This is a genomic window from Methylomonas koyamae, from assembly GCF_001644025.1.
GTDB lineage: Bacteria > Pseudomonadota > Gammaproteobacteria > Methylococcales > Methylomonadaceae > Methylomonas > Methylomonas koyamae_A.
The window spans coordinates 1-18,837 of the sequence record NZ_LUUK01000232.1 but is presented as its reverse complement, the minus strand read 5'-3'; the positions used below and the strand labels follow the sequence as shown (position 1 = coordinate 18,837).

Genomic DNA, 18,837 nt, shown 5'->3' with positions numbered 1-18,837 from the left:
CGAGCCGCCAACGCTCAATCCGGCTCCAGTACCCGGTAGAGCATTTCCTTGACCGTGTGCGGATCGAAGGGTTTGTCGCAAATCGCCGACACGCCGGCCTTGTGGACGTTGCTGAGGCGGGTTTGGTTATCTTCGCTGGTGACCATCAGAATCGGCACGATGGAATTGCCCAGGACCTGACGGATGTGTTTGATCAACTGTTGGCCATCCATGATCGGCATGTTGTAGTCGGTGACGATCAATTCGAAACCATCCTGATTTTGCTCGAACAGTTCGACGCCTTCCTTGCCGTCTCGAGCTTCGGTGATTTTTACGATGCCCATGTTGTTCAATACCCGGCAAATATGCTTACGGGCCAAATTGCTGTCGTCGACGACCAGGACCCTGACATTCTCGATGTCGTAATGCTCCAGGCTAATTTCCTGCGGATCGATGAATTCTATCGTCGCTCGTAGCGCATTTTTTAAATCCTCGTGGGCGAAAGGTTTGGGCAGAATCGCGACCACGCCGGCTTGGCGGATAGCGTCCAGGACCGAGAAACTCGATTCGCTGGAGATCAGCATAAACGGAATGGTGTGTAGTTTAGGATCGTGACGGAGTTGTTCGACCAGTTCGACCGCCGTCATATCGGGTAAATACAGACTGCTGATGATTAAATCCGGCGGACTGCCGGTTTGCAGCAGTTTCAACGCGTCGGCGGCGCTTCCGACGCCTTCGATGGTGCTGACGCCCTCGCCGCGTAAATGCTGGACGATGACTTTCAGTTGAGTCGTGGAGGGCTCAATGAGTAGAATCGATAAGTCGGCTATGTTGATCGCATGCATGATGTCATTGCTTGAATAGTGACGCGAGGCGACGGCGATAAATAAATTACCCCCAAGAGTGGGCGTCGCGATTAGAATTGCGCGCTCGCCGGCCGATGGACTGGTGATTATTTCCCGATTCAGAATAGACCTTATTCCCTATGATTCAAGAAACCGTGGTGACGACGGTCAACCGCCAGGGTCGTCCGCATATCGCACCGATGGGTATTCACGTCGCGGAAGGCGGCTTGGCGATTCTGCCGTTCAAGCCGTCGACGACACTGGACAACATCCTGGAAACCGGGGTGGCCGTCGTCAATTATTGCGACGACGTACGGATTTTCGCCGGCTGCGTTACCGGTCGCCGCGATTGGCCGCTAACACCGGCCGAGCAAGTCGCGGGCATGTATTTGACCGACGCGCTGGCGCATAGCGAAGTGCGCTTGAGCCGTCTGGAAGAGGATGAACATCGCCCAAAGTTGTTTTGCGAGGCGATATACACCGCCAATCACAAACCGTTTCGCGGCTTTAACCGGGCGCAATATGCGGTGTTGGAAGCGGCGATTTTGATTAGCCGTCTGGGTATGCTGCCGTGGGAAAAAATCGATGCGGAGCTAAGTTATTTGCGGATAGGTCTCGATAAGACAGCCGGCCCGGTCGAGCGCGAAGCCTGGGCTTGGTTGATGGCGGCGATAGCCGATTTTCGCGGCAAGGAGGCTTCATGACCGGGATGTTGGCTAGCGTCGATTGCTTGGACGAAGCGTTGCTGATCGAAGCGCTGGATGTCGATATCATCGATTTGAAGCAACCGGCCAGGGGGGCATTGGGTGCATTGGACGTGGCCGACGTGGCGGCGATCGTTGCCGCGCTACGACCGGACACGGTGGTCAGTGCGACAATCGGCGATTTGCCGATGCGGCCGGATCTGGTCGGCGCGGCGGTGGCCGGGATGGCGGCCACCGGCGTCGATTACGTTAAGATCGGCCTGTTTCCGGGCGGCGACTGGTCGGGTAGCATTGCCGCCGCCGGTCGATTCGCCGATAAGCAATCCCTGATAGCGGTCCTGTTTGCCGACGCTCAGCCGGATTTCTCGGTGGTCCCGCTACTGGCGCAAGCGGGCTTTCGCGGGGTGATGCTGGACACGATGGACAAAAGTGGCGGCTCGCTGACCGATTGGCAGAGCCTCGAGCGACTCGAGCGGTTTTTGAGCTTGGCACGCGAGCACGCACTGCTGACCGGCTTGGCCGGATCGTTGCGATTGGCGGACGTGCCCGGTTTATTGCCGTTGGCGGCGGACTATCTGGGCTTCCGCGGCGCGCTATGCCGTCAACACAACCGGGTGGCGGCGTTGGATCCGGCTCGTATTGATGCAATACGCGCGCTGTTTTCCAAGGTCGAGGTTGGCGGATGCGTCGATTGCGGTCCGGCTTGAGTGGTCGTTATCGGTGTACCGTGAGTCCTAGCCGAAGGTTTTTGCTGGTGTAATCAACCACCAAGACGCTATTTCGTGGATCGGAGTTGCGTTTACAGGTCGGTCGTATCGGCGATGTTTTTATGGATGAGTTTGGTGCCGATCGCGATGATCACCAGGATAAACGGAATGGCGGCCGCTTCGACCAGCGCCGGGTCGATAGGCCAGCCGGCGGCGTGCAAACCTTCGGCGATTTTACCGGTCAGGCTGGCGGCGTAGTAGGCGATCGCGACGATGGAAATGCTTTCGACCGTTTGTTGTAAGCGCAATTGCATTTTAGCGCGTAGGGCCATCGACGACAGCAATCCTTGATTTTGCCGCTCGATGATAATGTCGACCTTGGTGCGCAACAATTGGCTGGCGTTGCTGACGCGCTCCGAGACCAGGTTGAAGCGGTGCGAGAGCGAGTTGCAGGTTGTCATCGCCGGATCGAGTCGGCGCTTTAAAAATTCTCCCAAGGTCTGAATGCCTTGAATCCGCACTTCGCGCAGGTCGGTCAGGCGTTGGCCGACTAGCTGGTGATAAGCGCTGGCGGCGGCGAAGCGGAACTGGTGGCTGGAAATTTGGTTTTCGACCTCCGCCGCCAATGCGGTCAGTTCGTCCAGCAGTTTCGCGTCGTCGGCGTCGGGTTGGGTCATCGAGTTGGTGATCGCGTAGAGCTGGCGATCGGCCTTTTTAAGTTCCGGGTACTGTTTGCGGGCTATCGGGAAGGCCAACAAGGCGAGGACCCGATACACTTCAATATCGAACAAACGGTGCAGCAAGCGACCGGCCTGCGCGGTCTTCAATTCGTGGTTGACCACCAAAAAGCGGCTGAAGCCGTCGACGTGAATTCTAAAATCGGTAAATACCGACGCGGCACCGCCTGTCACTTTCGATCCGGCGACGGCATTGCCGACGAAGTAAGCGGTCAGTGGCGACAAGTCCGTTTCGTCTTGATACCGAATTTCTTCCGCCGAGACCACGGCGGCGTGCGCGGCGACGATGGTTTGGCCGCCGATTCGGGCTAGCCAGTCCACCGGCACTTTACTCAAGGCCGGGTCCTCGAAGGGTTCATCGGTGGCATCGTAAGCGTAAAACGTATACGTGCTGAATTCGCCGTGCTGCTCCCAACTCATCTGAAAAGCATCGAAACTGGCGCTGAAATGATCGGCGTCGTTGCCTGGCGGAATGACGCCGAAACGTTCGCACAGCGCTTTTAGATGTGGGCGTTCCAGGATTTTTTCGTCGTTCGACAAAGTCAGCGCTAGGTAACTGGCCCTCACCGGCAGGCGCGGAATCGACGATGCCCGGGCATGGACTTCGTTGTGCAGCACGAAGCGTTGCGGATGGTTTTGCGGGATTTGAAATAGCTTGGCCACGAGATCTGTAATAAAAGTCGAAGTGTTTAGGCAAGGTTGGTAGCCATTTTACTCGGAATTCGCCGGCTCAATGCGTTCAGCCTAGCCGGCTGGCTTCCATGGATGGAAGCGAGTCCGCCAATAAGCCACCTCGAGCGGCCGATCCGCACGAGTGGATGCTCGAAATCGGCGTCCGTTCCGCTAAATGAGCCTTGGGAAGCAGGTCCATGCCGGGCGAACGCCGATTGATTGTGCGAACCAACGCTCGGATACCGGAACAGATACGTTCTAAGATTAAGCTTATACCGCTTATTGTTGCTTTTATGAAAACAATTAATCAATATCCAGCGGTATTGTGTAATTTTCTATCGGCGATATAGTGGAATCGTATTCACTCATCGACCGAAATACGGTTTAGGAGGCAAAATGACAATTCCGAAAATTGGAAAACCCGGCCCTGCTATCGGACTGTTGGCATCGGCAGGCGTATTAGCGGGTTTACCTTTAGAGTTCGTCGTGTCCGCGTTGTTATTTGCCGCGGTTATTCGCGGTAGCGTCTACATGATCGATCGGGCGATTCAAGGCGACCCGAACACCTAAAGAGCGTTATCGGCTCAAATCCAAGTGGGTTAGGTCTTGTTTTACAGCGGATTCGGTTGATCCGCTGTAAAACGCCGTGAGTTTGCGTTCCGCGTTTTACCTTTGGAACGATTTCGAAAAGTCAACCGGCCAAATTCCAATGCTGGCGCGTCGTTTTGAATACCTCCGCAATCAATATCTGTTGAGCGCTTAATTGCGGCATCGCCGGGACTTTCCAGGTCGTACTTATCAATTTGGCTAGCAAATTGCGCAGCCATCGTTCGTCCGAGCACGCGTGGCAAATAATGAAGCGGTAAAACTCTCCGTCATGAAATACTGCAAAATCCTCCAGACACAGCTCCAGCGAGTCTTTTTCGCCATATGGGCGCTTCTTAAGGCGGATTGTTCCGCCAACTAAATCGAGCTTGAATTCGGCTAATCCGACGATACCTTTTAGCATCTAGTTGGCGGCCATACCGGCAACAGATTGGGAGGCGTTGGCCGTTCGTATTAAAAGGGATTTTAGGCCTGTACTCGGATTTTTAGGGGAGTCAAAAATACCGAATCCATCCAGGTTTTGCTTGCGGGCCCGCGATTCGGCTCAACCTAACCACCGAGCCTATATCCGGGGGCACTCGGCTCGCTACGCCAGGATTAAATTCTTGAAATTTAAGATAGCTTTGTCTCTCGCCAATTCGACGCGTCGTCGAGATCGCAGCGTTGTGTTTGTATTGCTTATCTAAAAAACGCTAGGCAAGGTCGTCCGATTTGGGTAGAATGGGCGCTTTAAGTTTGGCTGCGGTTAATCAGATTCGAAAGTTCGGCTGGTTCTTACGTATCTCAAATCTTATGGCCGAAAACATTGCCCAGGTAGCTCAGTCGGTAGAGCAGAGGACTGAAAATCCTCGTGTCGACAGTTCGATTCTGTCCCTGGGCACCACGTTCCGGTTGGTGGATCTCGAAAGCCCCTTTTAGGGGTTTTTTGTTTTGTGGGTCTTCGAAATGGCGAAGCTCGCAAGTTCTTGGTTGTTTATGGAAGAGCCTGAGGCTCTTTTTTTTTGGGTTTGAAAAGGTTAGGCGGTCATGAAGCAAGCTCCCGAACATTTGGTCGAGTTGATAGAGCCGATTGTCGAAGGTCTTGGCTACGAGTGCGTGGGCATCGAATACAATCCGCATCCTCAGCACGGCATGCTGCGCATCTACATTGATAGCGAAAACGGGATTTTATTGGACGATTGCAGCAAAGTCAGTCATCAGGTCAGCGGCGCATTGGATGTCGAGGACCCGATACAAGGCAATTATCAATTGGAAGTTTCGTCGCCCGGCGCGGATCGGCCGTTTTTCAAGCTAAATCAATTCGAGCGCTACATCGGCAGCAGCGTTCAGGTCGCATTGTTCAAGCCGATAGACAAACGCCGCCGGATCACCGGGGAAATCAAGGCGGTCGAGGGCGACGCTGTCGTGTTACGGGAAGGCGAACGTTTAATCGCCATTCCGTTTCACACGATGAGTAAGGCGCGCTTGGTACCCGAATATTTACTGAATAAAGGAGGTCGCAATGGCAAATAAAGAAATTTTACTGGTGGCGGATGTTTTCGCTAACGAAAAAGACATAGACAAGGAGTTGATCTTTCAAGCCATTGAATCCGCTCTGGAAGCGGCGACCGTCAAACGTTACGAAAACCCGGTCAAGGCGCGGGTGGAAATCAATCGCCACACCGGCGACTATACGACTTACCGGCGTTGGCAGGTGGTCGAGGCGAACCCGGATATTAACGGCGATGTCGAGCATCCGGGCTGGCAAATCCTGTTGGAAGCCGCTCAGATCGAAGAGCCGAATATACAAATTGGCGACTACGTCGAGGAAGAAGTCGAATCGGTGGAGTTCTGCCGGATCGCCGCGCAGACCGCCAAACAGGTCATTATTCAAAAAGTTCGCGAAGCCGAGCGCCGCAAGATCGTCGAAGCCTACGAAGACCGGGTTGGGGAATTGGTGACCGGCATTGTCAAACGCGTCGAAAAAGGCAGCGTTTACTTGGACTTGGGCGGCCACGTCGAAGCCTATATTGCTCGCGAAGACATGATTCCCAAGGAACCGGTCCGAATGGGCGACCGGGTGCGCGGTTACTTGAAGGCCGTTCGTTCCGAACAGCGCGGTCCGCAATTGTTTGTTAGCCGTACCGCGCCGGAGTTGTTGATTGCGCTATTCCGGCTGGAAGTGCCGGAAGTCAGCGAAGGCTTGATCGACATTTTGGCGGCCGCCCGCGATCCGGGATCGCGGGCTAAAATCGCGGTTCGCGCCAACGACCCGCGGCTGGACCCGGTTGGTGCCTGCGTCGGCATGCGCGGCTCTCGGGTACAGGCTATTTCCAACGAATTGGCCGGCGAACGGGTCGATATCATTCTCTGGAACGCCAACGAGGCTCAATTCGTCATCAACGCCATGGCACCGGCCGAGATTCAATCGATCGTCGTCGACGAGGACAAACACAGCATGGACGTCGCGGTCGCCACCGACAGCCTGTCGCAGGCCATCGGGCGCGGCGGCCAGAATGTGCGCTTGGCCTCCGAGTTGACTGGCTGGGAGCTGAACATTATCGACGCCGCTCAGTTCGGCAAAAGCCACGACGAAGAAGCGGCCAAATCCAAGCAATTGTTTATGGAGCAACTGGATGTGGACGAAGAGATCGCCACGGTTTTGGTCGAAGTCGGTTTGAACAACATCGAAGAGATTGCCTACATCCCGGTCGAGGAAATGCTGGAAATCGACGGTTTCGACGAAGAATTGGTCGAGGCGCTACGCAGTCGGGCCAAGGACGCCTTGTTGATCAGCGCGATCGCGTCGGAAGAAAAAATCGAAACCGCCGAGCCTAGCGAGGAATTGCTGGCGATGGAGGGCATGGACGAAGAGTTGGCTCGCGAAATGGCGGCCAAGGGCATTGTCACGTTGGACGATCTGGCCGAACAGGCCATCGACGATATCATCGGCTTTGCCGGCATGGACGAAGAACGTGCTGGTAAACTAATCATGAAGGCCCGCGAATCTTGGTTCGCAGAGGACAAGGGCTGAGACGGGAGGACACTATGAGCGATAAAACAGTTAGAGAGTTGGCGGAGGTTGTCGGCATACCTCTGGAGCGTTTCTTGGAACAGCTTAAGGAAGCCGGATTGAGCGCCAGTGATCCCGACGACGTGATAGACGACCAGGAAAAATTCAAGTTGCTGGCCCATTTACGCAAACGCCACGGTAAAGCGGAAACCGATCCGGAGGCCGCCGCGCCTAAGCGCATCACTCTGAAGCGCAGCACCAAAACCGAATTGAAGCAGGCTTCGCCGCCGGGCAGTGCCGTCAAGACCGTCAGCGTGGAGGTCCGTAAGCAAAAAACTTACATTAAGCGCAGCGAAGCGCATGTCAGCGATGACCAAAAAGAGGCCGAACGCGCCAAACTGGCGTTGGATGAGCAGAAAAAGCGCTTGGCGGAGGAAGAAGAGCGTCGTCGCCAGCAGCAGGCCTTAAAAGCCCAACCGGCCGGCGACGCCAGTCAGCCGGTGGAAGTCGCGCCGACTATCGTCGAGGAAGCTGCTCCGGTGGTTGCCGTCTCGCCCGCCATCGAGGTGTCCGCCGAAAAACCGGAAGCGGAAATCGTCGTCGAGCCTGTTCAACCGAAAGCCGAAAGCCCGGTCGTTGAATTGACCGAGGAACAGCGTCTGGAAAAAGAGAAGAAAGAGCGTCTCGAAGCGGCGGTGCAGCGCAACGCCGAAAAGGTCAAGAAAAAGGCCGAAGCCAAGCAGCAACAAACACTGCACAAGAAAAAGGCCGAATTCAAGCCGACCCGCGGCACCGTTCCCGAAGTCGATGTCGATAGCGCGCGTAGCGGCGATCCGCGACGCGGCAAGGGTAAAAAGGCCAAGCCGCAACCCAAGCGCGACAAATCCGATTTCGAGCCGGATATTCAGGCTCGCCATAAGTTCGAAAAACCGGTGGCGCCGACGGTCTACGAAGTGACAATTCCCGAGACTATCATCGTGTCCGATCTGGCGCAAAAGATGAACGTCAAGGCGGCCGAAGTCATCAAGCATTTGATGAAATTGGGCATCATGACCACGATCAACCAAACTATCGATCAGGAAACGGCGGTGATCTTGGTTGAGGAAATGGGGCATAAGCCGATCATGCAAAGCGAGGACGATTTCGAGAAAGAAATGCTCGCGGAAGTGATGGCCGAGTCCGACGAAGTCAAAGTGGTCGGCAGGGCGCCCATCGTTACCATCATGGGCCACGTAGACCACGGTAAAACGTCGTTGCTCGATTACATTCGGAAAACCCGCGTCGCCGCCGGCGAAGCGGGCGGTATCACTCAGCATATCGGTGCTTATCAGGTTAGAACCGATCACGGCGCGGTCACCTTCCTGGATACGCCGGGCCATGCCGCGTTCACCGCGATGCGGGCGCGCGGCGCCGAAGTCACCGACATCGTGATCGTGGTGGTGGCCGCCGACGACGGCGTGATGCCGCAAACCAAGGAAGCGATCGAGCATGCTCGCGCCGCTAACGTGCCTATTATCGTGGCACTGAATAAGATCGATAAAAACGAAGCCAACCCGGATCGGGTCATGCAAGAGTTGGCAACGCTGAACGTGGTGCCGGAAGAATGGGGCGGCGACGTGCAGTTCCTGAAAGTATCGGCAAAAACCGGGGTCGGTATCGACGATTTGATCGAAGCCTTAATCGTGCAAGCCGAGGTGCTGGAATTAACGGCGCCTAAAGAAGGCGTTGCGTCCGGGGTTTGTATCGAATCGCGGCTGGATAAGGGGCGCGGCGCGGTGGCGACGGTGCTGATCCAGAAAGGTACGCTGAATAAAGGCGACTTCGTGCTGTGCGGTCACGAATACGGCCGGATTCGGGCCATGTTCGACGAAAACGCCCACGCCATCAAAACCGCCGGACCGAGTACGCCGGTTGAGATTCTGGGTCTTTCCGGAACGCCGGATGCCGGCGACGAGTTGCTGGTTGTGCAAAACGAACGGGTGGCCCGCGAATTGGCGGCGCACCGCGAGGAACGCAAGAAATCCAGCCGCCACGCGGCGATGGGTGCTTCCAAGCTGGACGACGTATTCTCACGGATGACCGCCGGCGAAACGTCGACATTGAACGTGGTGATCAAAACCGACGTGCAGGGCAGTTTGGAAGCGTTGCGCGAATCGTTGGTAGGTTTGTCGACCGACGAAGTTCAAGTCAAATGCATCTTCGGCGGCGTTGGCGGCATCAACGAGGGCGATGCCAATTTGGCGCTGGCGTCCAATGCGATTCTGATCGGTTTCAACGTGCGGGCGGATGCGGTGGCGCGTAAGCTGATCGAAGAAAAAGACATCGATCTGCATTACTACAGCATCATTTACGAAGCGATCGACGAAGTGAAACGCGCGATCAGCGGCATGCTGGCGCCGGACATTCAAGAGAAAATCGTCGGCTTGGCCGAAGTGCGCGACGTGTTCCGCTCGCCGAAGTTCGGCGCGGTCGCCGGATGTATGGTCATCGACGGTTTCGTCAAGCGCAATCTGCCAATTCGGGTGTTGCGCAACAACGTGGTGATTTACGAAGGCCAGTTGGAATCCTTGCGCCGCTTCAAGGACGACGTCACTGAAGTCAAGATGGGCATGGAGTGCGGCATCGGCGTGAAAAACTACAACGATGTGCAAAACGGCGATCAGATCGAAGTGTTCGAGCGTATCGAAGTCAGACGGGAAATCTAAATGGCGAGAGAATACGGCCGCAGCCAGCGGGTTGCCTCGGAAATGCAGAAGGAATTGGCGGCTATTTTGCAGCGCGACGTCAAGGACACTCGCCTGGGTTTCGTGACGATCAACGATGTCGAGCTGTCCAAGGATCTGGCGGTGGCTAAAGTGTATATCACGGTGTTGAACGGCGACGACGCGGCCAAGCTCGCCAACGTCAAGGTATTGAATGAAATTTCGCCGTTCATTCGCCACGAGTTGGCGAAGCGGATGCGGCTCAGGCATATATCCGAGCTGCATTTTTATTACGATCATTCCTTCGACACCGGTATGCGCGTCGCGGAATTGCTGCATGATCTGGAAGGGCGGCAGGATCAGAGCGACGCGTCCGACAACGGCAAGTCCGAGGACGAGTAATGGCAAAGCGCAAGTCCGGGCGCGACGTGCATGGCATCGTCTTGCTCGATAAACGTCAAGGCGTGTCGTCGAATAAGGCCTTGCAGGAAGTCCGGCATTTATTTAACGCCAACAAGGCCGGCCACACCGGCGCGCTGGACCCGTTGGCGACCGGATTGTTGCCGCTTTGTTTCGGCGAAGCCACCAAGGTGTCAGGCATGCTGCTCGACGACGACAAACGCTATACGGTATCGATGCGGCTGGGCGTGATGACCGACACCGGCGACAGCGACGGTAACATCGTTGCCGAAATGCCGGTTCCTGTGCTTAGCGAAGCGATGCTAAATGCCGCCTTGCCCCGCTTTACCGGTGCGATAGACCAGGTCCCGCCGATGTATTCGGCGTTGAAACATAACGGTAGGAAGCTTTACGAACTGGCGCGCGAAGGCTTGACGATCGAGCGCAAGGCGCGGCCGGTTTCGATTTATGCGCTGACACTATTGGCGGCTAGCGATCGGGAACTGACATTGGACGTGGTTTGCTCGAAGGGAACTTACATTCGTTCCTTGGTCGAGGATCTGGGGCAGGCGTTAGGCAGCTGCGCGACCGTGATTGCGTTGCGCCGAACCGAAGCCGGATTGTTTCGTTTGGCGCAAGCCTACACGTTTGAGCAATTGCAGGCGATGAGCAGCGAACAGCTTCAAGCGGTTTTGATCGCGCCGGACGAACCGTTGCGCGGCGTGCCGGCGCTAGCCTTGGCCGCTGAGGAGGCTGGTCGGATACGGCAGGGACAACAAATAGAAGTCGGCGGCGGCCAGCCGGGGCCGGTGAGAATCTACGGTCCCGAAACCTTTTTGGGGTTGGGCGAAATTCTATTGAATGGTAAACTAGCGCCTAGAAAACTGTTTCTGATGGATGATCGAAATGCTTGATTATCCTCGAAAACCGCGTACGCTCCTACACCCTATTGTGGAAGCGGCGCATCTTCGCCATCGTCCGATGGCATTCTTTTAATTGATTAATCGATAGGGATTAAAATGGCATTAACCGCAGAACAAAAGAAAGCAGTCGTCGAAGAATATCGTTTGTCGGATTCCGACACCGGTTCCACCGAAGTTCAGGTGGCTTTGTTGACCGCGAACATCAACCAGTTGACACCGCACTTTGCCGCTCACAAAAAAGACAACCATTCGCGTCGCGGTCTGTTGCGCATGGTTAACCAACGCCGCAAATTGCTGGATTATCTGAAAGAAACCGATGTGGCCCGCTACCGCTCCTTGATCGAGCGTCTGGGCATTCGTAAGTAATACCGCCCGGAAGAAACGGCGTGTCGAACGCCGTTTCTTTTTTAGGCACATTTCAGCACAACCTTTAAAAAAGGAACCTTATAGTGAATCCTATCAGGAAACAATTTCAGTACGGGGATCGTCTCGTCACGCTAGAAACCGGCGAAATCGCCCGCCAAGCCAACGGCGCGGTGATCATTGATGTAGAGGGCACCACCCTGCTGGTGACTGTGGTCGGTAAAAAGGAAAGTAGCGGCGGCGACTTTTTTCCATTGACAGTGGACTACCAAGAGAAAGCCTTTGCCGCGGGCAAAATTCCCGGCGGTTTTTTCAAACGCGAAGGCCGTCCCAGCGAAAACGAAACCCTGATCTCGCGCTTGATCGATCGACCGATTCGCCCATTGTTTCCCGAAGGCTTTACTAACGAAGTACAAATCATCGCGACGGTATTGTCGCTGAACCCGGAGATAGACACCGAGGCGCCGGCCATTATCGGCGCATCCGCCGCGTTGGCGGTTTCGGGCTTGCCGTTCAACGGCCCGCTGGGCGCCGCGACTATCGGCTATATCGACGGTCAATACGTGTTGAACCCGACCTTGCCGCAACTGAAGGAATCACGTTTGCGTCTGATGGTCGCCGGCACCCAAAAAGCCGTATTGATGGTGGAATCGGAAGCCGATTTGTTGCCGGAAGACGTGATGCTGGGCGCGGTATTGTTCGGTCATGAGCAAATGCAGGTCGCGATTAATGCGATCAACGAACTGGCCGCCGAAGTCGCTACGCCGGCCATGAACTGGGCGGCGCCCGCCGACAACGAGGCCTTGAAAGCCGCCGTTGCCGCCGAAGCCGAAGCGCAAATCAAAGCTGCCTACCAAATTCCCGAGAAACTGGTCAGACAAGACGCCTTGAGCGCGATCCGCGCGGCCGTTGTCGAAAAATTGACCGCGGACGGTCTGTTTGCCGAAAAAGACATACGCGACGTTATCGAGACCTTGGAATACAACGTCGTTCGCGGAGCGATTTTGAACGACCGCACCCGTATCGACGGCCGCGATTTGACCACGGTCAGACCGATCACGATTCGTACCAGCGTATTGCCGAGAACCCACGGTTCGGCACTGTTCACCCGCGGCGAAACTCAAGCCCTGGTCGTCGCGACCCTGGGTACCGAGCGCGACGCGCAAATCATCGACGCACTGGCGGGCGAATACAAGGACACCTTCCTGTTCCACTACAACTTTCCGCCGTTCAGCGTCGGCGAGACCGGCCGCACCGGTTCACCCAAACGCCGCGAAATCGGTCACGGCCGCCTGGCCAAGCGCGGCGTGCAAGCCGTGACGCCCACGATCGGCGAATTCCCTTACGTGATTCGCGTCGTTTCGGAAATTACCGAATCGAACGGCTCCAGCTCGATGGCGTCGGTGTGCGGCAGCAGCTTGGCGCTGATGGACGCCGGTGTACCGTTGAAAGCGCCGGTCGCCGGCATCGCGATGGGTTTGATCAAGGAAGGCGATCAATTCGCCGTGTTGTCGGATATTCTGGGCGACGAAGATCATTTGGGCGACATGGACTTTAAAGTGGCCGGCTCCGAAACCGGTATTACCGCGCTGCAAATGGACATCAAGATCGACGGCATTACCCCGGAAATCATGAAAGTCGCGCTGGACCAAGCCAAGCAAGGCCGCCTGCACATCTTGGGCGAAATGAACAAAGCCTTGTCCACATCGCGCACCCAAATGTCGGACTTCGCGCCGCGCATCATTACCTTCAAAATCGATCCGGCCAAAATCCGCGAAGTGATCGGTAAGGGCGGCGTGACGATACGGGCGATCACCGAGCAAACCGGCGCTAGCGTCGATTTGACCGACGACGGTACCGTGAATATCGCTTCGGTCGATAAAGCCGCCGGTGAAGAAGCCAAACGCATGATCGAAGAAATCACCGCCGAAGTCGAAGTCGGCAAGACTTACGAAGGTAAAGTCGTTCGGTTGATGGATTTCGGCGCGTTCGTGACGATACTGCCCGGTAAGGACGGCTTGGTACACATCTCGCAAATTTCGGAAGAACGTGTCGAAAAAGTCAGCGACAAACTGTCGGAAGGCGATGTGGTAAAAGTCAAAGTGCTGGAAATCGACCGCCAAGGCCGGGTGCGTTTGAGCATGAAAGAAGTCGATAACGCTTGATCTTCACGCGTTAAACGATAAGGAAAAGGGCCGAGAGGCCCTTTTTTTGTTCTCCGAGACCGGCGTGCGTTCACCTGTATTCGGACACTAAAGCCTACTCGGCGATGGCAGCGTTCAGATTGACCGTTCAGGTTTAGAACTGCCGAACATGCTCGCCGCACCGCTCCTAAGGCGGCGAATGATCGGGGCCGCTGCGGTAAACTGAACGGCTTCGGGCCCTAGCGTCGTTGGAACGCGTTATTCCGGATTATCCGGCGATGCGCGGCATGTTAAAGATTTTAGGGTATTAACCGCGATTGCGTCAGTCGGTAGGTCTTGAGAGAGCATTCCAATTAAAACCGCCAGTCGTTCCGTTCGCCATACCGCCACCGGTTCAGATTCATACCCGACCAAATTATGAATGCCTTGGATCGGCTAAAAACTGACAGCGATTTTTTTTCTTTGATTGTCCAGTTTAGAATCTTTAGCGGAAGTAGAGTGGATACAAAAAAGCCTCAGGCGAAATGTATATGAAATAGCGTGTTAACCCGTTAAGATGTTTGGTTATTTTAATCGTGATTCACTGTTATATGCCTCATTACGTCAAGGATTCGAATGCCTAACGCAGTTTCTCTTTTCTCTGGGTGTGGTGGTTCTGATGCTGGATTGCTCGCCGCCGGGTTCAATGTGCTGATGGCAAACGACATCTTACCGTATGCTCAAGATGTCTATGTTGCCAACCATCCTGAAACGGAATATGTGTTGGGGGATATTAGAAAAATTGAACACTTCCCCGATGCAGAACTCCTCGTCGGCTGCTACCCGTGCCAAGGTTTCAGCCAAGGGGGAGTCCGCGACCCTTCTCGGAAAATCAATACCCTCTACCTAGAGTTTGCGCGCGCACTCAAGCAAATCAAACCAAAAGCCTTTATTGTTGAAAATGTGTCTGGCATGGTGCGGGCAAATTTTCGCCATTTGCTTGAAGACCAATTTAAGGTTTTTTCCGAAGTTGGCTATAACGTGAAAGCCGGCGTCTTGAATGCCGCCGATTATGGCGTGCCGCAAGAGCGGAAACGAATTTTTATTGTTGGCCTGAGGAACGATTTGGGACTGGAATATGAATTTCCATTACCGACGCATGGCAAAGGACGATCCGAACCTACCGCTACTATTGGTGCGGCGCTGGAAGGGATGCCCGAGTGGCCGGAGGGTGAGTTTTACGATTTGGATTTCCACTGGTACTATTTATCTCGCAACCGCTGGCGTGGCTGGTGCGAACCATCAAAAACAATTGTGGCCAACCCGCGCCACATGCCATTGCACCCCATGAGCCCCCGCTTGGTGAAGATTGAACACAATGTTTGGCGATTTGCAAGCGAAGGTAGAGCCCGGCGGTTTAGTTACCGAGAAGCTGCTCGCTTGCAAGGTTTTAAGCGTGATATGGTGTTTCCAGATTCGTCATCTGGCAGTTTGAATAACAGGTATACAGTGGTCGGCAACGCGGTACCGCCACCACTATTCGAAGCCGTGGCTAGAGCGTTGCCGGAGATTTGGGATTAATTTAGAGTTAGCTACAAGTATTTACAGTGGCAAACTCTTGTTCAAAGTTTTGAAACCACTCACTACCAGTAATTTCAACCCATTTATCCTGAAGCCCTATTAATTTTAAGATCCGCTCCCGATCAATCAATAGAACACCGTTGGCACTTTTACTATATGCCCAACGACCATCAGAACTTCGATAGTAAACCGGAGTAAACATGGCGCATGGAATGTCAAATTGCCAGTGAAATAAGTGCCTAAGATTAATGGGATGCGCCTCTAATGTTTTTGCTGGCCAACCAGTTTCTTGAGCGCCACATTGTCCTAAAAAGGCAAACGTTGCAGATGCTCCATCATCGAATGGTATCGTTGCCACTAGATCAATACCTTCATCACCAGACGTTGATAATTGGCTCCATCCATCTTCAATTATATTTACAGCTAAATCTTCACCGAGCTTTTTGATTGCATGCTTGAGATTGGTGGAGTAATAATTTCGCCTGTCGTCTGAGTTGGCATCGAAAATACGGACATCTGCGTAACTTGGGAATAATCCGCGCATTGCCTCTCTACTCAATAAGGAAAAGTACTTCGCCCAACGCTGATGTAATCCCGATTTATTATCAAACGAACGCAACCTAGAGCAAGCCAATAAAAACCGGTAAATGCGCTGCCTTTCTGTAAGTTGACTATTACTGATCAGAATTAAATTTGCATTTTCGAAATTGAATGGATAAAAACTATCCAAAGAATTAGCGCGATAACCTAATTGAGCTAGAACGTCTTCTAGCTGTTTTTCTAAGCGTATATTTCGTTCTGCGCTGGTTTGCCCCGTCAGCTTAGCTTCATTATCTGCATCATATTCTTCATCTATCTCATCAGGGCTAATATTTCCATTTTCAATGACCGCAATAAGATCGTTTTTGTGAAGGTTTTGTCTTCCGTTATATCCGGTGGCAAGCACCAACTCTGCTAAGTCGGCAAAAAGATGAGGGGTATTTTTATGTATTTCGCCAATTTGAAAATCCATTCTTTCTTGCCTCAAATGTCAAAAGCCATCTTCGTTAGAAGAGCGTTTTTCCTTTAGTTCTCGGCCTATCAACTTGATATTTTCCAGTATTCGCTTAGCAACAGAATATGCGTCATCATCATAATCTATTGTTGCTACAATACTAGCAGCTTCTGTCAGTGAGGCATCAGCTCGGTAGAGTAATTCAATAAAGTCATTAATTAGATTGCCGGTTTGTTGGTAAGCTATTTTGAGCGGCGATCCTCGTCTAAAAGCTTCAAGTGCCCGAGGATTGTCAACCACAGCTGCTAGTTCGCGTAAGTTTCTGGACTCACCAACTCTTGTTTTTCCTTTTTCGCTTTTTTCGTATAACCAACGAGTTAATTCGGATATTTCATTTTTCTTTAAGACAGAGCCATCAACAATTGGATCACTAATTTGAATATTACCATCTGTATCTTTGACATTAATCCCAATAAAATTTCCTATCTTATCGTCTGCGATAGCTGTCGATAAAACTGCAAATTTAATTGTTTCTTCATTTAAATCGTCTATTTCATAGAAATTATTGTTCTCTATAACTCTATATACAGCCAATGCATCCAAATTTCGCTTAATATGGTCACGCCTGCTACCAATAGTTCGGCTAACTTCACTATACCGTTCTTTGGCTGGAAACGCTCCATTGGTTAAATTAAAGAGTTGTTCTATGTAACGTGCTTTTGATAGTGGCTCCCACTGCTTTATTCCAGTAATATGTCTGAAACCAAGATAAGGCAATACCTCTTCTCGGCTTGTGCACACAATTACCGGAACTACAGAAGGTTTGAATTTAGCGCTACTAGAAATTTCACGCATTCTTGCTCCTGGCTTAGAGCAAAATGCAGGGTCTTGCAGTAGTTTAAGAGCAGTAAGCCTTCTATTACCCTCTACAACTGTAAACTTATCTGGATGATTTTCGCACTCAACTGCAATTAATGGCTCTCCGGGAAAGAAGTCATTTTCCGCTATGGCGGACATTAACTCTTCAATAGCAGTTGTTTCTGCGATGTAGTCAATAATCGCTTGAGTCGTACGATGAATCGATGCTGGCAACCTGGGGTTGTCTTCATCTAAAAGCAAATCGTCAATCGCAATTTGTTGAATTTCTCGCCCTGCTTGCTGAGATGCCCTTGCCATGCTATTCCTAATGTGGATATTTTTACTAATTTCGTAGTTTCTTAAGAGTCTAGCACACGATGGCTGTAGCTGAGTCGAGCGGAGCGGTACCCAGTTTGAAGGGGACTCAAATACACGGTTTCACCCCGACACATTTTATTCCATCTTTAGCTGCCTGTTTGGGAGTTGTAACCAGACATTCAATATTAATCCGTTAACTCCCGCTTAGGGTCGATCTCGCTCATTGCGCCCGCGCCTTTGCTCCGTCGGAGCGCCAACGCTATCCACCAAAACTTCGACGAACCTTACCGGCACCGCAACTTGTCGATCGCGGCGCTTGGCAAGGCGAACGTCGGCGCGACGGACCTGGAGCTACACTGGCGCCGAGACAGAAGCTTGACGCCGATCTGGCGGGTTCTTGCTCTATCCTTAGCGGTTGGGGCGAATCGAAGCTGTCCAGGGTCTTTATCACTCGGCGAGTTGCCATTACAACACCGACAATCCATTGCGGACACGGACCGATGTTAGATAAACACCCATCATCCTCTGTTGAACATTGAGCGACGCCTGATCAACAGGCAAGCTTCTAATGCAAACACCGAGAGCAGCGTGTTTAACACCGGCGCTCCGCAACTCGACGCCGGGCGTTCGCCGATGAACAGGCGACGATCTCGACTAAACACCGAGCCGCCACTGATTGACAGGCAGTCGTCTCTGCCGAACAGCGACGCGTGTCCGATCAACAGCGGCGCTTGCGTGTTAAACAAGCGGTGCTGACTGTCCATATTAAAAGGCTGCGTGTTCAGCGTAAAGGTTTGCACGTTCACTGTGGAACCCTGGATGTTCATATGAAGATACTGCATGTTGAGATAAGAACGCTGCCGGTATCAAAGGCAACATGGCCTGTCGCGACGGCACCGCTGCCGGTCGAACGCGGACACCTGACTGTTCAAACCGCACCGCTGCCGGTTTCGACGGGAACGGTGTGGTTGATCGGCGGCACTGTCAATGAAGATCATGCGAGGCCGGATTTATTTTGCCATCCTATTAAGCCCGCGATTCACGGCGCGCAATGACATTTTGAATGACAGCGTATTTGCCTTTTTCGGCTACCGTAACTTAAACCTTATCCGGCGGGAAGGGGACAATTGCGCCAATTCATCACTTCCAAAAGCTGTCATTCAACGCTGGCGAAATGACATCGGATCGATGGCTGGGTTTGCATCGGAACTGGTGGCGGTTTTAAAGCGAAATGGCTGGCTGATTTTGGTCGGAATACGGACTTGAGTCTTCGCAGCAACCCGAGTCGTTCGGATTCGTTTGACTTGTCTCGTACTAGGAGCCTGTCGGACTTA

At 53.2% G+C, this 18,837-nt stretch carries 18 protein-coding genes and 1 tRNA gene; 13 read left to right on the top strand and 6 right to left on the bottom strand.

Going from position 1 to position 18,837, the window contains the following annotated elements:
- Window positions 1–14: 14 nt before the first annotated feature.
- A complete protein-coding gene (locus A1355_RS23755; RefSeq protein ID WP_064031760.1) occupies window positions 15–824 on the bottom strand; it encodes a response regulator in 810 nt (269 codons plus the stop codon).
- A gap of 140 nt (window positions 825–964) precedes the next feature.
- Between A1355_RS23755 and A1355_RS23750 the strand changes: the two genes are divergently transcribed.
- Both A1355_RS23750 and A1355_RS23745 read left to right on the top strand, forming a co-directional pair.
- Window positions 965–1,528 carry a DUF447 domain-containing protein gene (locus tag A1355_RS23750; protein WP_064031759.1) on the top strand — a complete coding sequence of 188 codons (564 nt, stop codon included), beginning with the start codon at window positions 965–967 and terminating at the stop codon, window positions 1,526–1,528.
- Window positions 1,525–2,235 (top strand): (5-formylfuran-3-yl)methyl phosphate synthase, encoded by a 711-nt coding sequence (locus tag A1355_RS23745; RefSeq protein WP_064031758.1) that lies wholly within the window; start codon window positions 1,525–1,527, stop codon window positions 2,233–2,235. Before A1355_RS23750 ends, A1355_RS23745 begins: the two co-directional genes overlap by 4 nt.
- Before the next feature lie 92 nt (window positions 2,236–2,327).
- On the opposite strand, the gene A1355_RS23740 is transcribed toward A1355_RS23745, so the two are convergent.
- Window positions 2,328–3,635, bottom strand: a complete 1,308-nt coding sequence (locus A1355_RS23740; RefSeq protein ID WP_064031757.1) for a DUF3422 family protein — start codon at window positions 3,633–3,635, stop codon at window positions 2,328–2,330.
- A 405-nt stretch (window positions 3,636–4,040) separates the two neighbouring features.
- Here A1355_RS23740 and A1355_RS25480 point away from each other — a divergent pair, with 405 nt between their 5' ends.
- Window positions 4,041–4,214 (top strand): hypothetical protein, encoded by a 174-nt coding sequence (locus tag A1355_RS25480; protein ID WP_157198016.1) that lies wholly within the window; start codon window positions 4,041–4,043, stop codon window positions 4,212–4,214.
- A gap of 121 nt (window positions 4,215–4,335) precedes the next feature.
- Here A1355_RS25480 and A1355_RS23735 read toward each other — a convergent pair whose 3' ends face one another.
- Window positions 4,336–4,653, bottom strand: coding sequence for a hypothetical protein (locus tag A1355_RS23735; RefSeq protein WP_064031756.1), 318 nt, complete (start codon window positions 4,651–4,653; stop codon window positions 4,336–4,338).
- Between the two features lie 404 nt (window positions 4,654–5,057).
- On the opposite strand from A1355_RS23735, the gene A1355_RS23730 reads away from it, so the two are divergent.
- From A1355_RS23730 to A1355_RS23690, 9 genes are all read left to right on the top strand, one after another.
- Window positions 5,058–5,133: transfer RNA gene (locus A1355_RS23730), tRNA-Phe, on the top strand.
- Window positions 5,134–5,276: 143 nt separating this feature from the next.
- Window positions 5,277–5,762 (top strand): ribosome maturation factor RimP, encoded by a 486-nt coding sequence (rimP, locus tag A1355_RS23725; RefSeq protein WP_064031755.1) that lies wholly within the window; start codon window positions 5,277–5,279, stop codon window positions 5,760–5,762.
- A complete protein-coding gene (gene nusA, locus A1355_RS23720) occupies window positions 5,752–7,263 on the top strand; it encodes a transcription termination factor NusA (RefSeq protein ID WP_064031754.1) in 1,512 nt (503 codons plus the stop codon). The genes rimP and nusA overlap by 11 nt, the downstream gene beginning before the upstream one ends.
- 14 nt (window positions 7,264–7,277) lie before the next feature.
- Complete coding sequence (gene infB, locus A1355_RS23715) at window positions 7,278–9,947, top strand: translation initiation factor IF-2 (RefSeq protein ID WP_064031753.1); 2,670 nt, start codon at window positions 7,278–7,280, stop codon at window positions 9,945–9,947.
- Window positions 9,948–10,346, top strand: coding sequence for a 30S ribosome-binding factor RbfA (gene rbfA / locus A1355_RS23710; protein ID WP_064031752.1), 399 nt, complete (start codon window positions 9,948–9,950; stop codon window positions 10,344–10,346).
- Complete coding sequence (gene truB, locus A1355_RS23705; protein WP_064031751.1) at window positions 10,346–11,257, top strand: tRNA pseudouridine(55) synthase TruB; 912 nt, start codon at window positions 10,346–10,348, stop codon at window positions 11,255–11,257. The genes rbfA and truB overlap by 1 nt, the downstream gene beginning before the upstream one ends.
- 105 nt (window positions 11,258–11,362) lie before the next feature.
- Window positions 11,363–11,632: a 30S ribosomal protein S15 gene (gene rpsO / locus A1355_RS23700; RefSeq protein WP_064031750.1), complete on the top strand. Its 270-nt coding sequence runs from the start codon at window positions 11,363–11,365 to the stop codon at window positions 11,630–11,632.
- A gap of 83 nt (window positions 11,633–11,715) precedes the next feature.
- Window positions 11,716–13,794: a polyribonucleotide nucleotidyltransferase gene (gene pnp / locus A1355_RS23695; protein ID WP_064031749.1), complete on the top strand. Its 2,079-nt coding sequence runs from the start codon at window positions 11,716–11,718 to the stop codon at window positions 13,792–13,794.
- 594 nt (window positions 13,795–14,388) lie between these two features.
- Window positions 14,389–15,333, top strand: coding sequence for a DNA cytosine methyltransferase (locus A1355_RS23690; protein ID WP_064031748.1), 945 nt, complete (start codon window positions 14,389–14,391; stop codon window positions 15,331–15,333).
- 7 nt (window positions 15,334–15,340) lie between these two features.
- Here A1355_RS23690 and A1355_RS23685 read toward each other — a convergent pair whose 3' ends face one another.
- From A1355_RS23685 to A1355_RS23675, 3 genes are all read right to left on the bottom strand, one after another.
- Window positions 15,341–16,345, bottom strand: coding sequence for a hypothetical protein (locus A1355_RS23685; RefSeq protein WP_064031747.1), 1,005 nt, complete (start codon window positions 16,343–16,345; stop codon window positions 15,341–15,343).
- An 18-nt stretch (window positions 16,346–16,363) separates the two neighbouring features.
- Window positions 16,364–17,503, bottom strand: a complete 1,140-nt coding sequence (locus A1355_RS23680; protein ID WP_064031746.1) for a ParB N-terminal domain-containing protein — start codon at window positions 17,501–17,503, stop codon at window positions 16,364–16,366.
- A 518-nt stretch (window positions 17,504–18,021) separates the two neighbouring features.
- A complete protein-coding gene (locus A1355_RS23675) occupies window positions 18,022–18,309 on the bottom strand; it encodes a hypothetical protein (RefSeq protein ID WP_157198015.1) in 288 nt (95 codons plus the stop codon).
- A 181-nt stretch (window positions 18,310–18,490) separates the two neighbouring features.
- Between A1355_RS23675 and A1355_RS25475 the strand changes: the two genes are divergently transcribed.
- Entirely contained in the window at window positions 18,491–18,769 is a 279-nt protein-coding gene (locus tag A1355_RS25475) for a hypothetical protein (protein ID WP_157198014.1), read from the top strand.
- The last annotated feature ends 68 nt before the right edge of the window (window positions 18,770–18,837 follow it).

Coding starts and splice junctions, on each gene's coding strand:
- A1355_RS23755 (WP_064031760.1), bottom strand. CDS start 824: ATGCATGCGATCAACATAGCCGACTTATCGATTCTACTCATTGAGCCC.
- A1355_RS23750 (WP_064031759.1), top strand. CDS start 965: ATGATTCAAGAAACCGTGGTGACGACGGTCAACCGCCAGGGTCGTCCG.
- A1355_RS23745 (WP_064031758.1), top strand. CDS start 1,525: ATGACCGGGATGTTGGCTAGCGTCGATTGCTTGGACGAAGCGTTGCTG.
- A1355_RS25480 (WP_157198016.1), top strand. CDS start 4,041: ATGACAATTCCGAAAATTGGAAAACCCGGCCCTGCTATCGGACTGTTG.
- A1355_RS23735 (WP_064031756.1), bottom strand. CDS start 4,653: ATGCTAAAAGGTATCGTCGGATTAGCCGAATTCAAGCTCGATTTAGTT.
- rimP (WP_064031755.1), top strand. CDS start 5,277: ATGAAGCAAGCTCCCGAACATTTGGTCGAGTTGATAGAGCCGATTGTC.
- nusA (WP_064031754.1), top strand. CDS start 5,752: ATGGCAAATAAAGAAATTTTACTGGTGGCGGATGTTTTCGCTAACGAA.
- infB (WP_064031753.1), top strand. CDS start 7,278: ATGAGCGATAAAACAGTTAGAGAGTTGGCGGAGGTTGTCGGCATACCT.
- rbfA (WP_064031752.1), top strand. CDS start 9,948: ATGGCGAGAGAATACGGCCGCAGCCAGCGGGTTGCCTCGGAAATGCAG.
- truB (WP_064031751.1), top strand. CDS start 10,346: ATGGCAAAGCGCAAGTCCGGGCGCGACGTGCATGGCATCGTCTTGCTC.
- rpsO (WP_064031750.1), top strand. CDS start 11,363: ATGGCATTAACCGCAGAACAAAAGAAAGCAGTCGTCGAAGAATATCGT.
- A1355_RS23690 (WP_064031748.1), top strand. CDS start 14,389: ATGCCTAACGCAGTTTCTCTTTTCTCTGGGTGTGGTGGTTCTGATGCT.
- A1355_RS23685 (WP_064031747.1), bottom strand. CDS start 16,345: ATGGATTTTCAAATTGGCGAAATACATAAAAATACCCCTCATCTTTTT.
- A1355_RS23680 (WP_064031746.1), bottom strand. CDS start 17,503: ATGGCAAGGGCATCTCAGCAAGCAGGGCGAGAAATTCAACAAATTGCG.
- A1355_RS25475 (WP_157198014.1), top strand. CDS start 18,491: ATGAAGATCATGCGAGGCCGGATTTATTTTGCCATCCTATTAAGCCCG.